We start from the raw sequence: 21,362 nt of genomic DNA, 5'->3' as shown, positions 1-21,362 counted from the left end.
CGCTAATAGCGGGCGGCGTTAAATAACCGACATGTATTGAGGCCCTTGAACAAGCCCAAGGGATGCAGCAATTCATGTTAAGATATATTTACGGTGACGAACTGAAAGACTATCCGAAACTTGGTCAATCCATGTTTCGCGACCGGGCGGCGCAATTCAAAGATCGTTTGAAATGGGATGTCACTGTTGATGCAGATGGATTTGAGAAAGACGAATACGACGCGCTAAACCCGCTATATGTGATTTGGGAGTTGCCGGATGGTAGCCATGGCGGGTCGATGCGGTTTTTGCCGACCACCGGGCGGACGATGGTGAATGAGCATTTTGGGGATCTTTTGGAGGGACCAATCCGCAGCCCTTTGATTTGGGAATGCACGCGGTTTTGCCTGAACAAAGATGCGTCGGCGCAGGCCGCAGCTGCGTTGATGTTGGGCGGCGGCGAAATCATGCGGGGCTTTGGCGTGGCGCATTTTGCCGGTGTTTTTGACGCGCGGATGGTGCGGATATACCGGATGACGGGGGCATCGCCTGAAATTCTTGGCAGCAGTGGCGCGGGGACCGCACAGATCAGTGTGGGACTTTGGAGCTTTGACGGGGCTTCGCAAGCGCGTTTGGCCGCGCGGTCGGGCATTTCGCCGCGCCAGTCGGAACAGTGGTTTCAGCAGCGGTTTGGGGTACCTTTGGCGATGAAGACCGCGATTAGCGCCTAAGCTGTCTGGCCCCCGGCGCGGCCCTGATTTAGGGTCGCGCCATGACAACACCTACAGTGACATATTCAGATGATCAGGCGGCCGCTTATGACAGCGTAACCGAAATGCTGCGCCTTGCCGGGATTAATCTGGAAGACAGCCTTTTGATGCCGCCCGCTGGGGGTAAGGATCAGGTTATGGCCGTGACCGGCAAGGCCGGGTCAGGTAAAACGCTGCTGCTGGCCGAACTATATAAGGCGTTGGAAGCGGCCGGCGTAGAAATTATTTCGGGCGATTACGAATCCCGCAAACGCAAGGACAAGCGGTCGCTTGCGATTTTGGCCCCGACCAACAAAGCGGCGTCGGTGTTACGTTTGCGGGGGGTGCCCGCCACGACGATCCACCGGATATTGTACACGCCCGTCTATGACCCTGAATATGAACGTATCGCTGAATGGTTGGCCGGCAATGGCGAACGGCCAGTGATTGAGGGCATGAACGAGGTGTCGCTTGATCGGGCGGAAGCATTTTACGCGAATAACAAATCGATCCCCGGTGCGTTGGCGGCAGCGGGCTTGCGGGGCAGCGATTTCATCACAGGGTGGAAGCGTCGCGAAGAACCTTTGGACATCGGTTTAGTCGATGAAAGTTCGATGCTGGATGACAAGCAGTTCGAGGATCTGAAAGAGATTTTTCCGACGTTGCTGTTGTTCGGTGATCCGGCGCAGTTGGCCCCTGTCGGGCAATCCGGCACCATGGTGTTCGAGAAACTGCCGCAGAATCGTGTCTTGAACCTGAGCCGTATCCACCGGCAGCAGGCCGACAACCCCATTCTGGATTTGGCCCACGCGCTGGCCGACCCTGATCTGTCGTTCGAGCAGTTTGAACGGATGGTCGAGGAGGCGTCGAAGAAAGATGATCGCGTTGTCTGGGGCCAACGGGTCGAGGTTGATTTGATGGCGCGGTCCCCCGTTTTGGTGTGGCGCAATGCGACGCGCATCCGCCTGATCAACGCATTCCGATCCGTTCATGGCGCGCCAGAGGATGCGTTGCTGGAGGGTGAACCGCTGATCTGTGACGGGATTGAGCTGCCCCTTAAGCATCGCAAGAAACGGTTGGACCTTGAGGCGCGCGGCCTGATCAAAGGCGCGCAGGTGATCTATCTGGGCAACGGTCGCAAGCCGGGGTTCAGCCGCTTGCATGTGATGGGGGCCGAGGACCCGCAGATATCGGCCGCATCAATTGTGAAGATTGAAAAGCCGGACGAGGAAGAACCGTTTATTCCCTTTGCCGCCCGCATGGGGGCCACGTTTTTGCACGGTGCAGCAGTGACCATTCACAAGGCGCAAGGCAGCCAATGGGACACGGTTCAGGTCTTTGCGCCTGATCTATACGCAGCGGCCCGTATGGGACGGTCAGAGGCGGGGCAGCCCTTGTGGAAACGGCTTGCCTATGTGGCGATCACACGGGCGCAGGAACGGCTGATCTGGGTGGTTCGTAACAGGTTGTCCAAGCCAACTGGCATGCTGCGCGTCGATGACTTGCGGGCTGCCCCGGTGGCACCGCTAAGCTTGGATATACAGACGGAGGAAGAGGCATGAAAACGATACTGATCACAGGTGCCAGTTCGGGCATCGGGCGCGCCACGGCAGAGCTGTTCTTGGGTCAAGGGTGGCGGGTCGGGCTAGTTGCGCGCCGGGCTGACCGGCTGGCCGAAATTGCTGACGCGCATCCCAACGCGGTGGCGCTGCCTGCGGATGTGACAGACGCGACCGCCATGCGCGGTGCCTTCGACACGTTCGGCCATATCGACGTGCTGTTCAACAACGCGGGTTTGTTCGGTGTGTCCGGCCCCATCGACGAAATCCCGCTCGAGATTTGGACCGAGGTGATGCAGGTCAATATCAACGGCATGTTCATCGCAGCGCAACTGGCGTTCGAGCGGATGCGCGCACAGAAAGAGGGTGGACGTATTATCAATAACGGGTCGCTCTCGGCCTATGTGCCGCGCCCCGGTTCGGTTTGTTATACGATGAGCAAACATGCGGTCACCGGCCTGACGCGTACGCTGTCGTTGGATGGGCGGCCCTTTAACATCGCGTGCGGGCAGATCGACATCGGGAACGCAGAAAGTGAACTGGTCGCGGGCCTAAAGGCAGCCAACCCTGAAATGGATACGATGGACGTGAAACATGCGGCGTCATCCGTGCTGCATATGGCGCAAATGCCCCCGGAGGCGAATGTGCAGTTCATGACTGTAATGGCGACGAAAATGCCCTATATCGGGCGCGGTTAACGGCGGATCATTGCAAACGCCGCCGAGGCCAACCATCCAGCAGAGATAGCAATAGCCAGCGACAATAGGCCGTACAGCAATGACTGTTCGCGCGACAGGTTGTACAGCCACCGTTCCAGCCCGACCTTGCGCACGTCGATCAATGTCTCGTATTGCGCGACGACATTCCCGTCGCGTGTCAGGAAAATCCGCGTGTCGTAATCGCCTTCGACCAAGGCAGCAGGAAGCTGCACAGTCGCGCGGAACAGGGTCTGTTGGTCGACGGTTACGCCTGCCTCGTCCAGTTGATACTGGTTTTCCTTTGAACGGATGCGGATCAGTGCTTCGGTGAAGGCGGCGGAATCTGTGATGGTCATTGGTGCGCCAACCGATCTGATTGCCCGCGGGACCGATATTTTATAGCGCAGGTCCTCGACCCGGCTTAGGACATCGCGCAGCGGGCCACTGGTGGCGACGGCGTAAAAACTGGGCGCCCGGTCCACTTCGACGGATGCGGTGTTCACCCAAATGCCGAATTTCTTTTCCTTGCGGCGAACCACGACGGGTTTTGAGGGACCCGATACCGTGACGACCACCTGCAATTCTGACGTATGAGGGATGGGCGTTTCGCGTTTTACAGCCCCGAAAATGATGATCTCGGACCCGTTAAAATTCGTGGCGATGGATACTTCGGTCTGGTTCAGCCCCAAAACGATGTCTTCTTCGGCCTGTGCCAATGACCCGAACGTAAGGCAGGTCAGGGCAATCGCAACACACCGCCGGATCATGACGTGAACCCGATGGAATAGAGTTCGGACGGTTGCAGCAGAAGATCCAGCGCCAGCTTCGCGCAGACGGCAAGGACCAAAAGCGCCAGCAGAATGCGCAACTGTTCGGCCTTAAGCTTGGTGCCCAGCGTTGTGCCGAATTGCGCGCCGATCACGCCACCAATCAGCAGCAGAACGGCCAGAACGATATCAACGGTATAGTTGGTTGTAGCGTGCAGCAGCGTGGTAAACGCAGTCACAAACAGGATTTGGAACAGCGACGTGCCAACAACAACTTTGGTTGGCATACCCAACAGATAGATCATTGCCGGCACCATGATAAAGCCGCCGCCGACGCCCATGATGGCGGCCAGCAGACCGACGAACGCGCCAACTAACAAGGGCGGAATGACCGAGATATAAAGCCCCGTGACACGGAACCGCATCTTAAAAGGCAGCTTTTGAATCCAGGTGTGTTTCTTGCGCGGCTGACGTTTTCCGGAACGGGTTTTATAAAGCGCGTTGAGCGATTCAATAAACATCAACCCGCCGATAATCCCCAAAAAGATCACATAGCAAAGGTTGACCAGTAAATCGACTTGTCCCAGCGATTTGAGATAGTTGAAGATGCTGACGCCCCCGGCAGCACCGACAAGGCCCCCGATCAGCAAAACGGTCCCCATCCTCAGATCAACGGTTTTGCGCTTGAGGTGGGCCAGTAGGGCTGACACGGAAGACGCGACAATCTGGTTCGCACCGGTGGCCACAGCCACCGCGGGCGGGATGCCGATAAAGAACAAAAGCGGCGTGATCAGAAACCCGCCGCCGACGCCAAACATGCCCGAAAGGACGCCCACGATTCCGCCTAGCCCCAAAAGTAGGAACGCGTTAACCGAAATCTCGGCAATGGGCAGGTATATTTGCATAAGTGCTGTTAGCCTGATTTGCAGATTGAAATCAATTGTGGATGCTGCGCTGCCGAAATTTTACGGCAGCGCAGGGCAGGTCAGCGTTCTTTTACGTAGGGCTCTCCGCCCGCGCGGGGTGGGATGGCCTTGCCGACGAAACCGGCAAGGATGATCACGGTCATAACATAAGGCAATGCGCCCAGCAGTTGGCCCTGCACCTTGATACCAATCAAGGCCTCAATCACGTCGGGGCGTGTTTCCAGCGCACCGAATAGGCCGAACAGCAACGTCGCCCAAAGCGCGTACCAAGGCCGCCACTTGGCAAAGATCAACGCGGCCAAGGCGATATAGCCACGGCCTGCCGACATGTCTTTGATGAACCCGGCCTGCAGAGCGGTGCTTAGGTACGCGCCCGCGATGCCACACAAGACGCCGCAAATGCACACAGCGGCATAGCGCAGCCCGATGACCGAAACGCCCGCCGTATCCACGGCTGCGGGGTTTTCCCCCACAGCGCGCAGGCGCAGGCCGAACCGCGTGCGATACAGCAGCCACCATGTCAGGGGGACAGCGGCAAAGGCGGCATAAACCAGGATCGAATGCCCCGAGATCAGCTCGGCATAAAGGGGGCCGATGATTGGCATCGGTTCAAGCGCGTCAGCAAAGGGCAGGGTGATTGGATTAAACCGCGCGCCGCCGATCAGCGACGGGGTACGGCCACCCTGTTGAAACCAGTCTTGGGCAATCAACACCGTCAGACCAGCGGCAAGAAAGTTGATCGCCACACCCGAAATCAGTTGGTTTCCGCGAAAGGTAATCGACGCCAACCCGTGCAGCAAGCTAAGCGCGAGCGAGGCGGCGATCCCGGCCAGCAGCCCCAGCCACACATTGCCAGACATCGCCGCAACAGCCGCCGAAAAGAACGCCGCCGCCAACATTTTGCCATCCAGCCCGATATCAAAGATGCCAGCACGTTCAGAGAACAACCCGGCAAGGCAGGCCAACAGCAGGGGCGTCGCAAGGCGAACAGTACTGTCCAGCAGTTGGATAAGTGTCATGTAATCCATTATTCTGCTGGCTCCACCGGTTTACGTTCTGGCTTGGGCGCGCGGGCATTCCGGATGCTCAGGAATATCTTTTCCAGCGGCATCCGCACCATGTTATCAAGCGCGCCGGTGAACAGGATCACCAACGCTTGAATAACCACGATCAATTCGCGCGGGATCGATGTCCAAAGCGCCAGCTCCGCGCCGCCTTGGTATAGAAAGCCGAACAGGATCGCGGCCAGAAAAACGCCCAACGGATGGCTGCGGCCCATGAGAGCCACGGCAATACCGATGAAACCGGCACCTTCGGTCGCGTTCAGAACCAGTCTTTCAGATTCGCCCATGACGTTGTTAATGGCCATCATCCCGGCCAGACCGCCCGAGATGATCATCGTGATCATCGTGATCTTGACCGGTGAAATCCCCGCGTATTTCGCGGCCGATTCCGAATGGCCGTAGGCCCGAATTTCATAGCCCAACCGGGTGCGCCAGATCAGCACCCAAAGAAAGAAACAAGCGGCGATTGCGACCAGAAGGGAAATATTGGCAGGGGCTGCTTTGGAAAAGTTGATCCCGATAGGGGCCAGCAAATCATGCAATGTGGGCAACTTGGTTGCATCGGGGAACCGTGCGGTGGCCGGGTCCATGCTGCCTTTGGGGCGTAGCATATTCACCAGAATATAGTTCAGCACCGCCGCCGCGATAAAGTTGAACATGATCGTGGTGATAACGATGTGACTGCCGCGTTTGGCTTGCAAAAATGCTGGGATCGCGGCCCAAGCTGCACCAAAAAGCGCGGCCATGGTTGTGGCCCCGATCAGGGCCAGCGACCAGTGCGGCCAAGGGATGTACAAGCAGGCCAGCGCCACGCCCAAACCGCCCAACATCGCCTGACCTTCGCCACCGATGTTGAACAGACGCGCATGAAACGCGATGGCGACGCATAGGCCCGTGAACATGAAATTCGTGGCATAATACAGCGTATAGCCCCAGCCATAGGTGCTGCCCAACGCGCCGCTCACCATCAGTTTGACCGCTGCAACCGGGTCTTCACCGATCCCCAAAATCACCAGCGCCGATAGGATCGCGGCCAATATCAAAGAGATAAGCGGCACAAGAACGACTTCGGCCCATTTTGGCATGACGTCCATTCTAGACCCCTATCTTTGCATCAGCGTCGGTAATGCCAGCCATCATCAGGCCTAGCTCTTTCTCATCGGTATCCGCAGCATTGCGCACACCCATGACTTGCCCGTCAAACATCACGGCGACACGGTCACTGAGCGCGAGGATCTCCTCAAGCTCGACCGACACCAGCAGGATCGCCTTGCCCTGATCACGTAGGGCGACGATCTGTTGGTGGATGAATTCGATGGCACCGATATCAACACCGCGCGTCGGCTGGCCGATCAGCAAAAGATCGGGGTTGCGTTCGATCTCGCGGGCCAGAACGATCTTTTGCTGGTTCCCGCCCGAGAAGTTCTTGGCCGCCAGTTTCGGGTTTGGCGGGCGCACATCAAAGCGTTCCATCTTTTCGACGGTATCGGCCTTAATCGCGGCGTTATTCATCAAGATACCGCTGCGATAGGACGGATCCTTGTGGTACCCAAAGGCGGTATTTTCCCACGCGTGATAGTCCATGATCAGACCTTCGCGCTGGCGATCCTCGGGCACGTGGGCAATGCCGTGATTGCGCCGTGACTGGCCGTCGGACTGTTTACCGGTCAGGTCCAGCGCCTGCCCTTTAACGTGCACGGTTCCGGTCGCGGTTTGATAACCGCCCAAGACCTCAAGCAGTTCGGACTGGCCGTTACCAGCCACACCCGCCACGCCCAGAATTTCACCGGCGCGCACTTGCAGATCGATCCCGCGCAGACGTTCCACGCCTTTTTCATCAACAACGCGCAGGCCGTGGATATCCAGAACGACATCACCGGGTTGTGCGGGCACTTTATCAACGCGGAGCAATACTTTGCGGCCGACCATCAGTTCGGCCAGCTCGGCCGGGGATGTTTCGGCGGTCTTCACCGTTGCGGTCATCTGGCCGCGACGCATCACCGATACGGTATCTGTGATTTCCATGATTTCGCGCAGTTTATGCGTAATCAGGATGATCGTTTTCCCCTCGGATCGCAGTCGGCCCAGAATGCGGAAAAGCTGATCCGCCTCGGCGGGGGTCAGCACGCCAGTGGGTTCATCCAAGATCAAAATATCGGCCTGCCGGTACAGTGCCTTCAGGATCTCGACCCGTTGCTGCATGCCAACACCGATGTCTTGGATCAGCGCGTCAGGATCGACCTTGAGACCGTAATCATCGGCCAGTTTCAAAAGGCTTTTGCGCGCCTTGGCCAAGGACGGTTTCAGCAACCGCCCGTCTTCGGCACCCAGAATGATATTCTCAAGCACCGTGAAATTCTCGACCAGCTTGAAATGCTGGAATACCATCCCGATGCCTGCGGCGATCGCGGCCTGGCTGTCAGGGATGTCTGTCTTTTGTCCACTGATGAAAATCTCGCCCTTATCGGCTTTGTAAAAGCCGTAAAGGATGCTCATCAACGTGGACTTGCCCGCGCCGTTTTCGCCGATGATCCCATGGATCGTACCGGGCATAACGCGAATGGAAATGTCTTTGTTGGCCTGCACTGGACCAAAGGCTTTGGAAATACCTTTGAGTTCAATGGCTGGAGCGGCAGTTGCCTGCCGCTCCATATCCGTTTTGTCGTTCACGTTCAGAAGTCCAGAACGGGGCAGCTGTCGTCGGACATATAGTCGTGGACCATCAATGTGCCGTCTGCAATCTGTGCAGATGCTTCATCGACCACGGCTTGCATGTCGGCAGAAACGATATCTTTGTTGTATTCGTCCATCGCATAGCCAACGCCGCCATTGGCGATGCCCATCACGTTAAAGCCTTTTTCCATACCGGGGCCGTCTGTCATGGCTTGGTACACAGCGTTATCAACGCGCTTCAGCATGGAAGTCAGAACTTTGCCCGGGTGCATGTAGTTCTGGTTGCTGTCCACACCGATGGACAAGATGCCTTCGTCTGCGGCTGTTTGCAGCACGCCAACGCCGGTGCCGCCAGCAGCAGCATAAACCACGTCAGCGCCTTGGCTGATCTGTGCTTTGGTCAGTTCGGAGCCTTTTACCGGGTCATTCCAAGCGGCAGGTGTCGTGCCGGTCATGTTGGAAATAACCGTCGCGTCAGGCTTGGCTGCCAATACGCCTTGGGCATAGCCACAAGCGAATTTGCGGATCAACGGGATATCCATGCCGCCGATAAAGCCGACAGTGTTGGATTCAGATGCCATCGCGGCCATCATGCCAACCAGATACGAACCCTCATGTTCGTTGAACACAACCGACCGGACGTTAGGCGCATCAACGACCATGTCGATGATGACAAAGTCGGTTTCAGGGTAATCGCCAGCAACTTGGCCAAGCGCGTCACCAAAAGCAAAGCCGGTCATGACGATCGGGTTGGAGCCCGCTTCGGCGAAACGACGCAACGCTTGTTCGCGCTGTGCTTCGGACTGCAATTCGATTTCGCGGAATGTTTCGCCTGTTTCCTCGGCCCAACGTTGTGCGCCAGCGAATGCCGCTTCGTTAAAGGATTTGTCGAACTTGCCACCAAGGTCAAAAATCAATGCAGGCTCGGCCAGTGCGGCACCAGCGCCAAGGGCGGTGACGGCAGCGGCACCAAGCAGTTTGGTCATTAGGGTCATGGATGGTCTCCCAGTTTTTGTTGTGTTGGGGTTTGGCGCAGGGCCTCGCCCGGTCGCGGGCGTGCGCCCGGCGATCAGATACACGATACTGCGTAGCGGGTGGCTGGGGTCAACCGGATTCTCTGGTTTAGGGCCCGGAATCTACTGATTTACCATGCGTTAAGTCCTTTGAGAGGATCAAAGCATCAATGAATGCCCCATCTTTGCGCGCATAATAGCGCGGTCTTCTGCTGGTCTGGTGAAAGCCGAGGCTCTCGTAGAGGGCGATGGCGGGTGTATTATCTGCAGCAACTTCAAGAAAAGCAGTGTCCGCGCCACAGGTCAGCCATTTGTGCATTAAACGCCGCCCGATGCCCTGATTTTGGTGTGCAGGGTCGACGGCGATTGTTAGCAGTTCGGTTTCGCCCGCAACCAGCCGCGTCAGGGCAAAGCCGCCCGCCTCGTGAAGCGCTGTCACAAAAGGCGAGGTCAGAAGATCGGTAATCTCGGCGGCATTCCAGTTGCGATCACACAGAAAGGCGGCCGCGTGGATTTCTGCCATCTGATCTGGGGTCACGGTAAAATGGCGGGCGGTGCATCGCGTGCGGGCGCTGCGTCGGCGGGGCGCAAATACAGCGGGGCAGGGCGCGGATTGTCACGGGATGCGCGGCTGGCAGCAATATGCGCAATGGCGTCGGCCAGCGGCATCTGAGGGTCGCGAACCGTGCCGTTGCACAGGGCGGCGATCATATCAGCCTGAAAACCGATGCAGGTCGGATCGGCCCGCGACGGGATCGTCGGCAAATCGTCAAGGCTGCATAGGGATGGCGGATGATCATCCAGCGTGCCGGTGACCTGAACGTACATTTTGTCTTGGCGGGCATCCACGCTGGCGATGACCACGCCGTCGGTGCCGTGGGCCAGGGCCTCGAGCTGGGACACCCCGATTGCGGGGATGCCCAGCCCCAAGGCCAGCCCGCGCGCAGCGGAAACTGAGATGCGGATGCCGGTGAAATTGCCAGGCCCGATGCCAACGCCAATTGCGGTGAGATCCTGATAGGTAACCCCTGCCTGTTCCAGCACGTCACCGCACAGGCCCAGCAGGCGTTCCCCTTGTCCCTTTGCCATCGGCTCAAGGATGCTTGCCACGATATGATCGCCAGACAGCAAAGCGGCCGCACAATGTGCGGCCGATGTGTCAAACGCCAGTATAAGCGGCTTTTTAGGCAACCGGGCGTACCTCGGTTACTTCGGGGATATAGTGACGCAACAGGTTTTCGATCCCCATTTTCAACGTCAAAGTCGAAGACGGGCATCCCGCGCAGGCACCTTGCATGTGCAGGTAAACCACACCGCGCTCGAACCCGTGAAAGGTGATGTCGCCGCCATCTTGGGCAACGGCAGGGCGCACGCGGCTATCAAGCAGCTCTTTGATCTGGCCCACAATCGCGCCGTCTTCGCCGGTATGTTCAGCGTGACCCGAGGCATGTTCGTGGCCAGTTTCCATCACCGGCTGACCCGATTGGAAATGTTCCATGATGGCACCCAAAAGCGCGGGCTTCAGGTGATCCCATTCAACTGAATCGAGCTTTGTTACCGTCACGAAATCGGTGCCGAAAAACACGCCTGTCACGCCTTCAACTGCGAACAACCGCGTCGCTAGCGGCGATGCGCTGGCGGCTTCGGGCGCGGGGAAATCAGCCGTGCCCATCTCCAGCACGGTCTGACCGGGCAAGAATTTCAACGTGGCGGGGTTCGGCGTGGATTCGGTCTGAATAAACATGACATGCTCCTGACAACTTGTTGTCTTTGATATGCGGGCTGAAGCGCCCCAAGTCAAGGTTTGGAACGATTCTAAAAAGCGGCGGCGCGGCGATTAGAACTGCCGCGGTCTAGGTAATCGCTTCCAGACGCTCTTTGCTCAGATCGCCGGGCACGATTGTAATCGGGATGGGGAGGCTGCCCGCATTGCGCGACAATTGCGTGACCAACGGCCCCGGGCCTGATTTCTTGTCCGTGCCAGCCCCCAAAACCAAAACACCCACATCCGGGTCTTCGGCAAGCTGTGCGATAATCTCGTCTACGATAACGCCTTCGCGGATCACCAGTTCGGGGTCGACATTCAAGCGATCGCGCATCCATTTGGCAAAGACTTCGAAATGCACTTCGATCCGTTCGCGGGCTTCGTCGCGCATGACCTCGGCCACACCGATCCAGTGGTTGAATTCATCCGGCGGAATGACCGACAGAACAACAACACCGCCGCCAGAGTTCGATGCGCGCATTGCAGCAAACCGCATGGCATTCAGGCATTCGCGGCTGTCATCCAGAACCACCATAAATTTACGCATCGTCTTCTCCGATCGGGCATTGGGGGCGGGGGCAATCATGCCGCTTGCACATGCCGCTGGCAATCGCGATTTTCACGGGGCGGGATCAGCCGCGCGTTGTTGCGGCCCAATCCCAGTACATATCGCGCACATGGCGGGTAATCGGGCCGATCTGAAATTGCGTGTCATCAAAGGCTTTCACCGGGGTGACCTTCATCATGTTGCCGGACAGGAATACCTCGTCGGCGGCATGAAAGTCATCAAAGCTCAGGATCGTTTCGTGTACTTTGATCCCGTCCGCACGCATGTTGGCAATGTGCCGCGCGCGCGTGATCCCGGCTAGGAAAGTACCGTTGGGAATGGGGGTAAAGACTTCTCCGTCCTTAACCATGAACGCGTTGGCCGACGCGGATTCGGCAACATTGCCCAATGCATCCGCCACCAGCGCATTGCCAAAACCCTTGCTGCGGGCCTCGACCATCATGCGGGCGTTGTTGGGGTACAAGCAGCCCGCCTTGGCGTTCACCACATTGTCCTCAAGCACGGGACGGCGGAAACGGGTGCGCGTCAACGTGGTTGCGGCCTCTGGCGGGGCCATTGGAATTTGCTCGAGCGAGATCGCAAAACCGGTCGCGTCTTTCAGCGGGACAATGCCCAGTTCATCCCCCGCAAGCGCCCAATACATGGGCCGAATATAGATCGCATCGGTTTTGTCATAGCTTTTCAGCCCTTCACGTACCATTTCCACCATATCGGCGGTCTCAACCGTTGGCGTGATCATTAACGCCTTGGCAGACCGGTTGATCCGGGCGCAATGGGCCTCAAGATCGGGGGTTAGGCCATCGACCATGCGCGCCCCATCGAAAACGGTTGTGCCCAGCCAAGCACCGTGATCCGCGGCCTTGATTACCGAAACATCGCCGTCGTGCCAGGCACCGTCATAATAAGTTTTTATCTTTGTGCCGGTGGCCATGTGATATTCCTTGGTCAGGGTTTGGGGGCAGTGCGATAGATGCCTTCGGGCAAATTCAACGCAATCGTCAGGTCACGCAATTGTTCTGGCGACAGGCTGATCTTGCTGACGGTGTTGGTGCGTGCATCCCATTGTTCGAATGTAATAACACTTGCAAAGGCTTGCACCGTGACATCTTCGCGCAAGGGGGATTTGCCCTCGTCGACCAAGGTGATCACACTCGCATCAAATTCGTGTTCAATGGTAAACATGGGCGCACAATATTCTTTCGGCGGATCATTGCAAGAGCGTGCCCGCGTTGTATGTTCAATAGGGCCGCGACGATTTAAACAGGCGGCCAAGAGAGTTTCGTGCAGGGTCACAAGGAATTGCCGGTATATGATTAGGTTTTTTGGCATGCTTGGCGTTATGGCTTTGGTCGCGGCGTGTGAACCGGTGATGATTGCAGGTCCCGTAACGCAACAGCCGGGCGCGCAGTCACAACAAACCAACCTGTCTACGTCTCAGTCGGCGCGTAGTTTTTTGCACGTCATTCAAACGGTCGAACCCGTGGCAGAGCGCGAATGCCGCGCGCGCACATCGGGCATCAATTGTGACTTCAATATTGTCGTGGACGACCGCCCAGACGAGCCCGCCAACGCGTACCAAACCGAAGACCGCGCAGGCCGGCCTGTGATCGCATTTACATTGGCGCTTCTTGCGGATGCCCGTAACGAAGACGAACTGGCCTTTGTTCTGGGGCACGAAGCCGCCCATCACATCGCAGGCCACATTGCGCGCCAACAACAAAATGCGGCGGCCGGGGCGGTTATCTTTGCCGGATTGGCCACGCTCAGCGGCGGCGATGCATCTGCCGTCGAAACCGCCCAGCAGTTGGGCGCGCAGGTCGGCGCACGAACCTATTCCAAAGATTTCGAGCTTGAGGCCGACGCCCTTGGCACGCTGATCACTGCACGTGCAGGGTATGATCCGCTGCGGGGCGCTGCGTTCTTTACCCGCATTCCCGATCCGGGCGACAAATTTTTGGGCACCCACCCGCCCAATGCCGCGCGTCTTGATACGGTTCGGCGCACCGCTGCGGGGCTTTAGCGGTTTTGCATCAACTGGGCCAAATCCTGACAGACCGCGGGTCGAAATACGCGGTCTCGGGGGTGGCGGTCAAAGACCGCGCCGATGTTGATGCCGCGTTAAAAGACCTTAAACGGAACAAATCCTACGCCAAGGCCACCCATAATACATGGGCTGTTTTGTTGTCTGATGGTGGCCCGCTAAAGGGCGATGACGGCGAATCCGGCGCGGGCATGGTCATTGTCAGGATGCTGGAACGCGAGGGGCTGTTGGACCACCTGATTATCGTGACGCGGTGGTACGGGGGCAAACATCTGGGCGGTGATCGTTTTCGCCACGTGCAATCTTGTGTGCGCGCCTATCTGGATGACGGCATCACGCGCTAATCCAAATCGCGGTGAACAGGCACATCGACGCGGCCAGCACAAAGACATGCCAGATCGCGTTTTGAAACCGCATGCCGGGATGGGCATAAACAAGCGTGCCGACGGAATAGATAAAGCCCCCCACCACAATCAGGGTCAATGCGGCGCTGGGCAATGCGTGCCACATGGGCCAGATCAACAGAACCGACAGCCACCCCATGCCCAAATACAAGGCCAGCGACGCCCTTGATTGCGTGCTCCAGAACGACAGTTTGGCGATGGCCCCGATGATGGCCAGTGCCCACACAATGCCAAGGATCGCATACGCAAACCCGGTGCCGATTGTGGCCACGACGGGGGTATAGGTGCCCGCGATTTTGAAATAGATCGCAGCGTGGTCCAAGCGCCCCAGAAAGGCACGGCTGTGGTCAAACGGCATCAGGTGATAGATCGCGGACGCTGCCAGCGAAAACAAAAAACAGACCGCGTAAATGATGATCGGTGTCGGGGGTACGTCTTGCCCGGTCGACGACATCACCAGCATAAAGCTTGCCGGGATAGCAAAGCCTAATCCGACGGCATGAACGGTGCCATCTGCAACGGTTTCAGCTATGCTATGCGGATACGCCATGACCAATCCGTAGCGCAACAATGTATCATCTTGGTGAAGGGTGGCGGGTAAAGGTCAAATGCAAGATATTTGAATTTGAAGGTGTACAGGACAGGGAAAATGCCTGCCTTTGCATCAAAGGCGTCAGCGCGGTTTGTTTCCGTCGATCCAGCGCGACATCATGGTTTTGTCGTGGAAACATTCGCGGGGCACTTCGCGGCGTTTCACCCGTGCAATTCGTTCGGCAAAGGCCACCTGTTTGGACGACGGGTAATTGGCAAACCGCCCCTCAACGGGTTTCGGTTTATGGCCGTCGATCCAAGCCGACAAAGCCACCCGATCTGCGCCGATCCCTTTGGGCAACGGCGTCCCGGTTTTTGCAGCCAATGCAGTCGCATACTGCATCTGCTTTGGCGTAGCGGCCAAAGTGTGGCTGTCATCATGATGATGCGCCGGTACCGCCCCTTGGTCAGAGGTAAAAAATCCGGGAAATTGAGGTTGGTAGGACATTCGGGAAGCCCCCTGCATTCTGTTATGGAACATATATAGAACATTAACGGAACATTTGCAAGGTGGGTGTATGGCTGCCTTGCTGTGTGGGATATATGTGGGGGTGTTTTTGACGGCTTCAACTACATGAGTCATTTTTGGCCGATGGGGAGGGGGAACATCTGAAGCAGAGGTTCCGACTGGCGATGGCACCAATGGTCTAACTTGTTAGACCAGCTAAAAGGTTTTTCGCTCGAAAATAGAGTTCATCAAAGGTTAGAATTTCGGGAGACTGGATATTCTTACGGTATAGCTCGAAGCTAACAATTTTGTCGTCGTTACCTGTTAACTCTTCTGTATTTCCCACTATCATGTACGAACGTGGTTCAACAGCGTAAGCAATGTCTGGAAGATCATTCCCAGTGCTGTCTTTAAGCTGGGCTCTAAGATATTTTCTTGCAAACTCATGAGAAGTTTTTTGCGTTTGTGACACTGCGTTTGAAACCTCAGACGAAACGCCCCAAACACCGGATCGATATTGGCTGGATTGCAGCAGGGCGGTCTTGGAAGCCTTTATTTCGATTAACACAAATTGGCGGACATAGGCCCTTACCATAGCAAGCCCGTCTGCCCGCTTTCCGAAGCTGTTGAAGTCAGCCCCAGACGTAACTTGCTCAAATTTCTTACCCGCAGCGTCCAGAAAAACATAGTTGAGCCCAAATCCGAAAATCCATGTATTGGATTCAAAAAATTGCTGCCACTCAGTTTCGTTTACTTGGTCTGCAAGCATTTCTTGAAATTTGGCCAGTGCTCCCTTCTTTTCGTTTAATGCAAAAATATCGGAATGAAGCTCCGGCGAGTTAGAGAGCTCTCTGAGAAGATCTGTTCCTTTTTTTGTTGAAAGGAGGTCTTCAAGCCCCGTTATCGTCGATATTTGGCTGAGGTCGATCCGAGCCTTGCTGGGATCACTTATGTCCAATGACGCTAAGACTGACATTAACCTCAGCATGTCAGCTCGTTCAAAGTAATTGATCGAAATTGTTTCTACGAGAAACCAGCCATCTCTCTTTCGAAATTGGAGCTTATGGATTTTTAAACCAGTATAGTCATTCCTAGTTGTGGAGTAGAATGCAGAAATTGCGACCTTGAAGCGTGTTCCAATGTCGAATTCATCCAGCACAAGCTCTCCCTCGCGGGCAATCGACGCATATGCACCTTTACCGGCGGCGGGATTTATATAAAGCCGATCTGGAACGTAGTTTTTAGCGTATTCCCAATCTTCCAATTCGCTCTCCCTTGATCAATTCAAGGTAGAGCCACTAAACTACAACTTGCAAGGTTTCTGTGCAAAACAACTCAAACAACCCGACCCCATAGATCATACTCGCCCGCTTCCTCAACCTCGACGGTGACGATGTCGCCGACCGACAACCCCTCGAAGCCCTCGTCGATGAACAGGTTCCCGTCGATCTCGGGTGCGTCGGCCTTGGTCCGGCAGGTGGCGGCGTCGCCGTCGATCTCGTCTACGATCACATCCATGCGGCGGCCGACTTTGGCCTGCAGCTTGGCCTCAGAAATCGCCTGAGCTTTCTCCATGAACCGGTTCCAGCGGTCTTGTTTGACCTCATCCGGCACATGATCCGGCAGCGCGTTTGACCGCGCGCCATCGACGTTTTCGTATTGAAAGCAACCGACACGGTCCAATTGCGCCTCGTCCAGCCAATCCAGCAGGGTTTGGAATTCAGACTCGGTTTCGCCCGGGTAGCCCACGATAAATGTCGACCGCAGGGTGATGTCGGGGCAGGTGTCGCGCCAGGCGGCGATTTCATCCAGCGTTTTCGCGGCAGCTGCCGGGCGGGCCATACGTTTCAGCACATCGGGGTGGGCATGTTGAAACGGGATATCCATGTAGGGCAGCACCAGGCCTTCGGCCATCAGCGGGATCAGATTGCGCACATGCGGATAGGGATAGACGTAGTGCAGACGCACCCACGCGCCAAGCGACCCCAGATCACGCGCCAGATCGGTGATGTGGGCGCGGTGGCCGCGATCTTCGGCGTGTTTGATATCAACGCCGTAGGCCGAGGTATCCTGCGAGATCACCAACAGCTCTTTCACGCCGCTTTGCACCAGCTTTTCCGCCTCGCGCATGATCGCATGGGCAGGGCGCGATTGCAGGCGGCCACGCATGTCGGGGATGATGCAGAACTTGCACTTGTGGTTACAGCCTTCGGAGATTTTCAGATAGCTGTAATGGCGCGGCGTCAGGCTGACGGCTTGGGCGGGCAGCAGATCAATGAACGGATCGGGCGAGGGCGGGACGGCGGCATGCACGGCGTCCAGCACCTGTTCGTATTGGTGCGGTCCGGTGACGGCCAGAATGCGCGGATGGTGTTCGCGGATGTAATCGGGTTCGGCACCCAAACACCCGGTCACAATTACGCGGCCATTTTCCTTGAGCGCCTCACCAATGGCATCAAGGCTTTCGGCTTTGGCGGAATCCAGAAACCCGCAGGTGTTCACGATCACCGCATCTGCGCCGGAATAGTCGGGCGAAACGCCATAGCCTTCGGCCCGCAGACGGGTCAGAATACGCTCGGAATCGACCAGCGCTTTGGGACAGCCAAGCGACACCATACCGATGGTTGGCTGGCCGGGGCGGGACGGGGTACTAATTTTTGCCTTAGGGGCAAGATCAGGACGAAGATTTGGTGGGTTTGTGCTCATGAAATGCGCTATAAGGCATGCAAAGGGTCTGTGAAAGGCCCAGCTTTGGGCAAGGAGACGGGTTATGAAATGGATTATCAGGCTGCTCGGCGTGGTTTTGCTGATTGTGGTGGTGGCGGTGGGGTCCCTGTTTTTGCTGCCCGCCGACAGGATCGCGCGGATCGCGGCAGATCAGCTTCGCAATCTAACGGGGCGGGATGTGAAAATCACCGGCGATGTCGGGATCACCTTTTGGCCTGTCCTTGGGGTCAGCGCGGACGGGCTTGAGGTTGGTAATGCATCCTGGGCCAAGGACGGTGCGATGCTGTCGGCCGCCAATGCCGCGATTGGCGTTGATGCCTGGTCGCTGATCCGCGGCGAGATCAAGATCACCAACATCGAAGCGCAAAGCCCGACCATCCGGCTTGAGCACCGCAAAGACGGGCGCGCCAGTTGGCAATTCACCGATGGCGGCGGTGCGGCCCAGATCGAAGCAACGCCAGCCGCCCCGGCAAGCACCTCGCGCCCCTTGACGATCCAGCGCCTGAATATCACCGACGCCACGTTGATCTATGATGCGGAAGGTGCCGATCTGGTCAGATACGAAGGGGTCGATCTATCTTTGGATTGGCCAGAGCATGCCGGTGATGCAGTGATCAATGCGGTGCTGCGCCCTGCGGGCGAACGTGTGGCGGTGCAGGCCAATATCGCTCGTTTTGATCAATTCCTGAACGGCGACGTGCGTCCGGTGACGGCGCGTTTGGATACCAAAGGGGGCGGTTTTACCCTCACCGGTCGGGCAGGGCTGAACGGGGCGATTACTGGCGATATGGTGTTGAAATCGCCGGATACGGCGCGGTTTTTGGCGTCGCTCGGGGCTGGTGCCGTGGCACTTCCGCAGGGGTTGGGGCGTAGCGCGGACGTGAGGTTGCAACTGACGTTGACCCCGGATCGCCGTCTTGCCCTGCGCGAGGTGACCGCCGATCTGGGTGGCAACACGTTGCAAGGTGCCGCAGACATCACGTTGAACGGTACACCGAATATAAATGCCCAAGTGACCACAGGGATACTGAACTTGGCCGGACTGGCGGGAAGCGGGAGCGGCGCTGACGGAACAACGACGCCCGTGCAGGCCGGCTGGTCGACCGCGCGGATCGACGCATCAGGCTTGGCTGGGTTTAACGGCGAAATCGCGCTGCGGGCCGAAGGCGTTGAGCTGGGTCGTCTGACATTGGGGCCGACACGGGTCCTGCTGCGCAATGACAACGCGCGAATGGTGGCTGAACTGCGCGAGATCAATGCCTATGGCGGTATCATCAGCGGTGAGTTTGTGGTGAACAACCGTAGCGGATTGTCTGTCGGTGCCACACTGGCGGCACGCGGCATCCAAATGCAACCATTGCTGACGCAAACCGCAGGCTTGTCGCGGTTCAAAGGGACGGGCGACGCAGATCTTTCTTTTTTGGGCGCGGGGCAATCGATTGATGCCATCATGCACACACTCAAGGGGGACGGCGCGGTTAACGTCGGGCGCGGGAGCATCGACGGGATCGATCTGGACGCATTGATGGGCAATTTTGACGTCAAAGGCGGGACAACGGTCTTTGATTCTCTGGCTGCCACATTCATGATGGATAAGGGCGTGCTGAACAACGACGATCTGGTGATGCTGTTGCCGAACTTTACCGCAACCGGGGTAGGCAAGGTGGGGATCGGTGCGCAGACCATCGATTACACCGTCACCCCAAAGGCGTTGCGCGTGAACAAAGACCGAGGGCTGGCCATTCCCGTGCGCATTTTCGGGCCGTGGGCATCCCCGCAAATCAAACCCGATCTTCAAGCGGCGATTGATCTAAACTTTGCAGCCGAGAAAGCAAAAGCACAGCAAAAGCTGGAGGAAAAACTGCAAGAAGAGCTGGGCGTTACCCGCGAGGAGGGGCAATCGGTCGAGGACGCAGTGAAAGACCGTGTCGAAGACAAGCTAAAACGCGAGCTTTTCAAGATATTCGATTAGCGGGAGGTGCCGGAATTTCCAAAAATTCCGGACCGGAAAATTTGAATTTTCCGCGCGCGGCTTTAGCTGTTGTAGCGCACAGCCTTGGACGTCCTCATCACCCCGTCTTTACCTGCCCTAGCTGGGGCGTTATGGCTATGCCAAGCGCAAGGAGCACCTCATGGCCAATGAACTTTTCAACTCTTTTATGACCGGACCTGACGAAAACGGGCGGTTTGGCGATTTCGGCGGACGTTTCGTTTCTGAAACCCTGATGCCGCTTATTCTTGAGCTGGAAGAACAATATGAAAAGGCCAAGACCGACGAGAGTTTCTGGGCCGAAATGGATTTCCTGTGGAAGCACTATGTTGGTCGCCCCAGCCCCTTGTATTTCGCAGAGCGGCTGACCGACCACCTGGGCGGTGCCAAAGTCTATATGAAGCGCGACGAGCTGAACCATACCGGTGCGCATAAAATCAACAACGTTTTGGGCCAGATCATCCTTGCCCGTCGCATGGGTAAAAAGCGCATTATCGCGGAAACCGGCGCGGGCCAGCACGGCGTGGCGACGGCAACGGTTTGCGCCAAGTTCGGCCTGCAATGCGTGGTCTATATGGGGGCGCACGACGTTGAACGCCAAGCACCCAACGTGTTCCGCATGCGGTTACTTGGGGCCGAAGTGATTCCCGTGACCTCGGGCCGCGGCACGTTGAAAGACGCGATGAACGATGCCTTGCGCGACTGGGTGACCAACGTCCGCGATACGTTCTATTGCATCGGCACGGTCGCTGGCCCGCACCCATACCCCGCCATGGTGCGCGACTTCCAAAGCATCATCGGCAAGGAAGTGCGCGAACAGATGATGGAGGCCGAAGACCGTCTGCCCGATACGCTGATTGCGGCGATTGGTGGTGGGTCAAATGCCATGGGTCTGTTCTATCCGTTCCTTGACGACAAGCAGGTCAACATCATCGGCGTCGAAGCCGGCGGTAAAGGCGTGAATGAAAAGATGGAGCATTGCGCATCCCTGACCGGCGGACGTCCGGGCGTATTGCATGGCAACCGCACCTATCTGTTGCAAGATGACGACGGGCAGATCCTTGAAGGGTTCTCGATTTCGGCCGGTCTTGATTATCCAGGCATCGGGCCAGAGCATTCATGGTTGCATGACATCGGCCGCGCGAAATACGTGTCGATCACCGACGTCGAGGCGTTGGAAGCGTTCCAGTTGAGCTGCAAGCTTGAGGGAATCATCCCCGCGTTGGAACCCTCGCACGCATTGGCGCATGTGATGAAAATCGCGCCTGAGCTGCCGAAAGATCACATCATCTGCATGAATATGTGTGGGCGCGGAGACAAAGACATCTTTACCGTCGCCAAGGCGCTGAACTTTGAAATGGGCGAATTTGCCTAAACGGTGATTGCTAGGATGCGGTTTA

23 protein-coding genes are annotated in these 21,362 nt (G+C 57.1%); 7 read left to right on the top strand and 16 right to left on the bottom strand.

Going from position 1 to position 21,362, the window contains the following annotated elements:
- The first annotated feature begins 74 nt into the window (after positions 1-74).
- From KZZ06_RS04600 to KZZ06_RS04590, 3 genes are read left to right on the top strand one after another with little or no spacing between them, the layout of a single operon-like run.
- Positions 75-710: an acyl-homoserine-lactone synthase gene (locus KZZ06_RS04600; RefSeq protein ID WP_219578872.1), complete on the top strand. Its 636-nt coding sequence runs from the start codon at positions 75-77 to the stop codon at positions 708-710.
- A gap of 41 nt (positions 711-751) precedes the next feature.
- Positions 752-2,290, top strand: coding sequence for an ATP-dependent RecD-like DNA helicase (locus tag KZZ06_RS04595; RefSeq protein WP_219578871.1), 1,539 nt, complete (start codon positions 752-754; stop codon positions 2,288-2,290).
- Positions 2,287-2,985 carry an SDR family oxidoreductase gene (locus KZZ06_RS04590; RefSeq protein ID WP_219578870.1) on the top strand — a complete coding sequence of 233 codons (699 nt, stop codon included), beginning with the start codon at positions 2,287-2,289 and terminating at the stop codon, positions 2,983-2,985. The genes KZZ06_RS04595 and KZZ06_RS04590 overlap by 4 nt, the downstream gene beginning before the upstream one ends.
- Here the strand turns inward: KZZ06_RS04590 and KZZ06_RS04585 are convergent.
- From KZZ06_RS04585 to KZZ06_RS04530, 12 genes are all read right to left on the bottom strand, one after another.
- Positions 2,982-3,752 (bottom strand): TIGR02186 family protein, encoded by a 771-nt coding sequence (locus tag KZZ06_RS04585; protein ID WP_219578869.1) that lies wholly within the window; start codon positions 3,750-3,752, stop codon positions 2,982-2,984. The two genes, KZZ06_RS04590 and KZZ06_RS04585, sit on opposite strands and share 4 nt — an antisense overlap.
- Positions 3,749-4,657, bottom strand: coding sequence for a sulfite exporter TauE/SafE family protein (locus KZZ06_RS04580; protein WP_219578868.1), 909 nt, complete (start codon positions 4,655-4,657; stop codon positions 3,749-3,751). The genes KZZ06_RS04585 and KZZ06_RS04580 overlap by 4 nt, the downstream gene beginning before the upstream one ends.
- 80 nt (positions 4,658-4,737) lie before the next feature.
- A complete protein-coding gene (locus tag KZZ06_RS04575; protein WP_219578867.1) occupies positions 4,738-5,706 on the bottom strand; it encodes an ABC transporter permease in 969 nt (322 codons plus the stop codon).
- The gene (locus tag KZZ06_RS04570) at positions 5,706-6,836 is read right to left on the bottom strand and encodes an ABC transporter permease (protein ID WP_219578866.1); all 1,131 of its coding nucleotides are present in this window, start codon (positions 6,834-6,836) and stop codon (positions 5,706-5,708) included. Before KZZ06_RS04570 ends, KZZ06_RS04575 begins: the two co-directional genes overlap by 1 nt.
- A gap of 1 nt (position 6,837) precedes the next feature.
- Entirely contained in the window at positions 6,838-8,394 is a 1,557-nt protein-coding gene (locus tag KZZ06_RS04565) for an ABC transporter ATP-binding protein (RefSeq protein ID WP_219579277.1), read from the bottom strand.
- Between the two features lie 20 nt (positions 8,395-8,414).
- The gene (locus KZZ06_RS04560; protein ID WP_219578865.1) at positions 8,415-9,410 is read right to left on the bottom strand and encodes a BMP family protein; all 996 of its coding nucleotides are present in this window, start codon (positions 9,408-9,410) and stop codon (positions 8,415-8,417) included.
- A 127-nt stretch (positions 9,411-9,537) separates the two neighbouring features.
- Positions 9,538-9,966, bottom strand: a complete 429-nt coding sequence (locus KZZ06_RS04555; RefSeq protein ID WP_308339999.1) for an N-acetyltransferase — start codon at positions 9,964-9,966, stop codon at positions 9,538-9,540.
- Positions 9,963-10,619: a tRNA (adenosine(37)-N6)-threonylcarbamoyltransferase complex dimerization subunit type 1 TsaB gene (gene tsaB / locus KZZ06_RS04550; protein WP_219578864.1), complete on the bottom strand. Its 657-nt coding sequence runs from the start codon at positions 10,617-10,619 to the stop codon at positions 9,963-9,965. The genes KZZ06_RS04555 and tsaB overlap by 4 nt, the downstream gene beginning before the upstream one ends.
- Entirely contained in the window at positions 10,612-11,172 is a 561-nt protein-coding gene (locus KZZ06_RS04545) for a NifU family protein (protein ID WP_219578863.1), read from the bottom strand. The genes tsaB and KZZ06_RS04545 overlap by 8 nt, the downstream gene beginning before the upstream one ends.
- A 109-nt stretch (positions 11,173-11,281) precedes the next feature.
- Complete coding sequence (locus tag KZZ06_RS04540) at positions 11,282-11,740, bottom strand: universal stress protein (protein WP_219578862.1); 459 nt, start codon at positions 11,738-11,740, stop codon at positions 11,282-11,284.
- A gap of 85 nt (positions 11,741-11,825) precedes the next feature.
- Entirely contained in the window at positions 11,826-12,692 is an 867-nt protein-coding gene (locus KZZ06_RS04535; RefSeq protein ID WP_219578861.1) for a branched-chain amino acid aminotransferase, read from the bottom strand.
- Positions 12,693-12,706: 14 nt separating this feature from the next.
- Entirely contained in the window at positions 12,707-12,943 is a 237-nt protein-coding gene (locus KZZ06_RS04530) for a hypothetical protein (protein ID WP_219578860.1), read from the bottom strand.
- 127 nt (positions 12,944-13,070) lie between these two features.
- Between KZZ06_RS04530 and KZZ06_RS04525 the strand changes: the two genes are divergently transcribed.
- Together KZZ06_RS04525 and KZZ06_RS04520 are read left to right on the top strand one after the other, a co-directional pair.
- On the top strand, positions 13,071-13,781 hold the full coding sequence (locus KZZ06_RS04525) for a M48 family metallopeptidase (protein ID WP_219578859.1): 711 nt from the start codon (positions 13,071-13,073) through the stop codon (positions 13,779-13,781).
- Positions 13,782-13,786: 5 nt separating this feature from the next.
- The gene (locus tag KZZ06_RS04520; RefSeq protein WP_219578858.1) at positions 13,787-14,146 is read left to right on the top strand and encodes a YigZ family protein; all 360 of its coding nucleotides are present in this window, start codon (positions 13,787-13,789) and stop codon (positions 14,144-14,146) included.
- Here KZZ06_RS04520 and KZZ06_RS04515 read toward each other — a convergent pair.
- From KZZ06_RS04515 to rimO, 4 genes are all read right to left on the bottom strand, one after another.
- A complete protein-coding gene (locus KZZ06_RS04515) occupies positions 14,136-14,756 on the bottom strand; it encodes a hemolysin III family protein (protein ID WP_219578857.1) in 621 nt (206 codons plus the stop codon). The genes KZZ06_RS04520 and KZZ06_RS04515 overlap by 11 nt on opposite strands.
- A gap of 123 nt (positions 14,757-14,879) precedes the next feature.
- On the bottom strand, positions 14,880-15,245 hold the full coding sequence (locus KZZ06_RS04510) for a hypothetical protein (RefSeq protein ID WP_219578856.1): 366 nt from the start codon (positions 15,243-15,245) through the stop codon (positions 14,880-14,882).
- A 199-nt stretch (positions 15,246-15,444) separates the two neighbouring features.
- Positions 15,445-16,509 carry a Shedu immune nuclease family protein gene (locus KZZ06_RS04505; RefSeq protein WP_219578855.1) on the bottom strand — a complete coding sequence of 355 codons (1,065 nt, stop codon included), beginning with the start codon at positions 16,507-16,509 and terminating at the stop codon, positions 15,445-15,447.
- A 71-nt stretch (positions 16,510-16,580) separates the two neighbouring features.
- A complete protein-coding gene (gene rimO / locus KZZ06_RS04500; RefSeq protein ID WP_219578854.1) occupies positions 16,581-17,951 on the bottom strand; it encodes a 30S ribosomal protein S12 methylthiotransferase RimO in 1,371 nt (456 codons plus the stop codon).
- A 64-nt stretch (positions 17,952-18,015) separates the two neighbouring features.
- Between rimO and KZZ06_RS04495 the strand changes: the two genes are divergently transcribed.
- Together KZZ06_RS04495 and trpB are read left to right on the top strand one after the other, a co-directional pair.
- A complete protein-coding gene (locus KZZ06_RS04495) occupies positions 18,016-19,944 on the top strand; it encodes an AsmA family protein (protein WP_219578853.1) in 1,929 nt (642 codons plus the stop codon).
- A 160-nt stretch (positions 19,945-20,104) separates the two neighbouring features.
- Positions 20,105-21,337 carry a tryptophan synthase subunit beta gene (trpB, locus tag KZZ06_RS04490; protein WP_219578852.1) on the top strand — a complete coding sequence of 411 codons (1,233 nt, stop codon included), beginning with the start codon at positions 20,105-20,107 and terminating at the stop codon, positions 21,335-21,337.
- The last annotated feature ends 25 nt before the right edge of the window (positions 21,338-21,362 follow it).

This window comes from Sulfitobacter sp. CW3, from assembly GCF_019392245.1.
Lineage (GTDB): Bacteria > Pseudomonadota > Alphaproteobacteria > Rhodobacterales > Rhodobacteraceae > Sulfitobacter.
This window is presented reverse-complemented; position numbering and strand designations above follow the sequence as displayed.

Bases quoted from the DNA above. Each gene is read 5' to 3' on its own strand.
- KZZ06_RS04600 (WP_219578872.1), top strand. From the start codon at position 75: ATGTTAAGATATATTTACGGTGACGAACTGAAAGACTATCCGAAACTT.
- KZZ06_RS04595 (WP_219578871.1), top strand. From the start codon at position 752: ATGACAACACCTACAGTGACATATTCAGATGATCAGGCGGCCGCTTAT.
- KZZ06_RS04590 (WP_219578870.1), top strand. From the start codon at position 2,287: ATGAAAACGATACTGATCACAGGTGCCAGTTCGGGCATCGGGCGCGCC.
- KZZ06_RS04585 (WP_219578869.1), bottom strand. From the start codon at position 3,752: ATGATCCGGCGGTGTGTTGCGATTGCCCTGACCTGCCTTACGTTCGGG.
- KZZ06_RS04580 (WP_219578868.1), bottom strand. From the start codon at position 4,657: ATGCAAATATACCTGCCCATTGCCGAGATTTCGGTTAACGCGTTCCTA.
- KZZ06_RS04575 (WP_219578867.1), bottom strand. From the start codon at position 5,706: ATGGATTACATGACACTTATCCAACTGCTGGACAGTACTGTTCGCCTT.
- KZZ06_RS04570 (WP_219578866.1), bottom strand. From the start codon at position 6,836: ATGGACGTCATGCCAAAATGGGCCGAAGTCGTTCTTGTGCCGCTTATC.
- KZZ06_RS04565 (WP_219579277.1), bottom strand. From the start codon at position 8,394: ATGGAGCGGCAGGCAACTGCCGCTCCAGCCATTGAACTCAAAGGTATT.
- KZZ06_RS04560 (WP_219578865.1), bottom strand. From the start codon at position 9,410: ATGACCCTAATGACCAAACTGCTTGGTGCCGCTGCCGTCACCGCCCTT.
- KZZ06_RS04545 (WP_219578863.1), bottom strand. From the start codon at position 11,172: ATGTTTATTCAGACCGAATCCACGCCGAACCCCGCCACGTTGAAATTC.
- KZZ06_RS04540 (WP_219578862.1), bottom strand. From the start codon at position 11,740: ATGCGTAAATTTATGGTGGTTCTGGATGACAGCCGCGAATGCCTGAAT.
- KZZ06_RS04535 (WP_219578861.1), bottom strand. From the start codon at position 12,692: ATGGCCACCGGCACAAAGATAAAAACTTATTATGACGGTGCCTGGCAC.
- KZZ06_RS04530 (WP_219578860.1), bottom strand. From the start codon at position 12,943: ATGTTTACCATTGAACACGAATTTGATGCGAGTGTGATCACCTTGGTC.
- KZZ06_RS04525 (WP_219578859.1), top strand. From the start codon at position 13,071: ATGATTAGGTTTTTTGGCATGCTTGGCGTTATGGCTTTGGTCGCGGCG.
- KZZ06_RS04515 (WP_219578857.1), bottom strand. From the start codon at position 14,756: ATGGCGTATCCGCATAGCATAGCTGAAACCGTTGCAGATGGCACCGTT.
- KZZ06_RS04510 (WP_219578856.1), bottom strand. From the start codon at position 15,245: ATGTCCTACCAACCTCAATTTCCCGGATTTTTTACCTCTGACCAAGGG.
- rimO (WP_219578854.1), bottom strand. From the start codon at position 17,951: ATGAGCACAAACCCACCAAATCTTCGTCCTGATCTTGCCCCTAAGGCA.
- KZZ06_RS04495 (WP_219578853.1), top strand. From the start codon at position 18,016: ATGAAATGGATTATCAGGCTGCTCGGCGTGGTTTTGCTGATTGTGGTG.
- trpB (WP_219578852.1), top strand. From the start codon at position 20,105: ATGGCCAATGAACTTTTCAACTCTTTTATGACCGGACCTGACGAAAAC.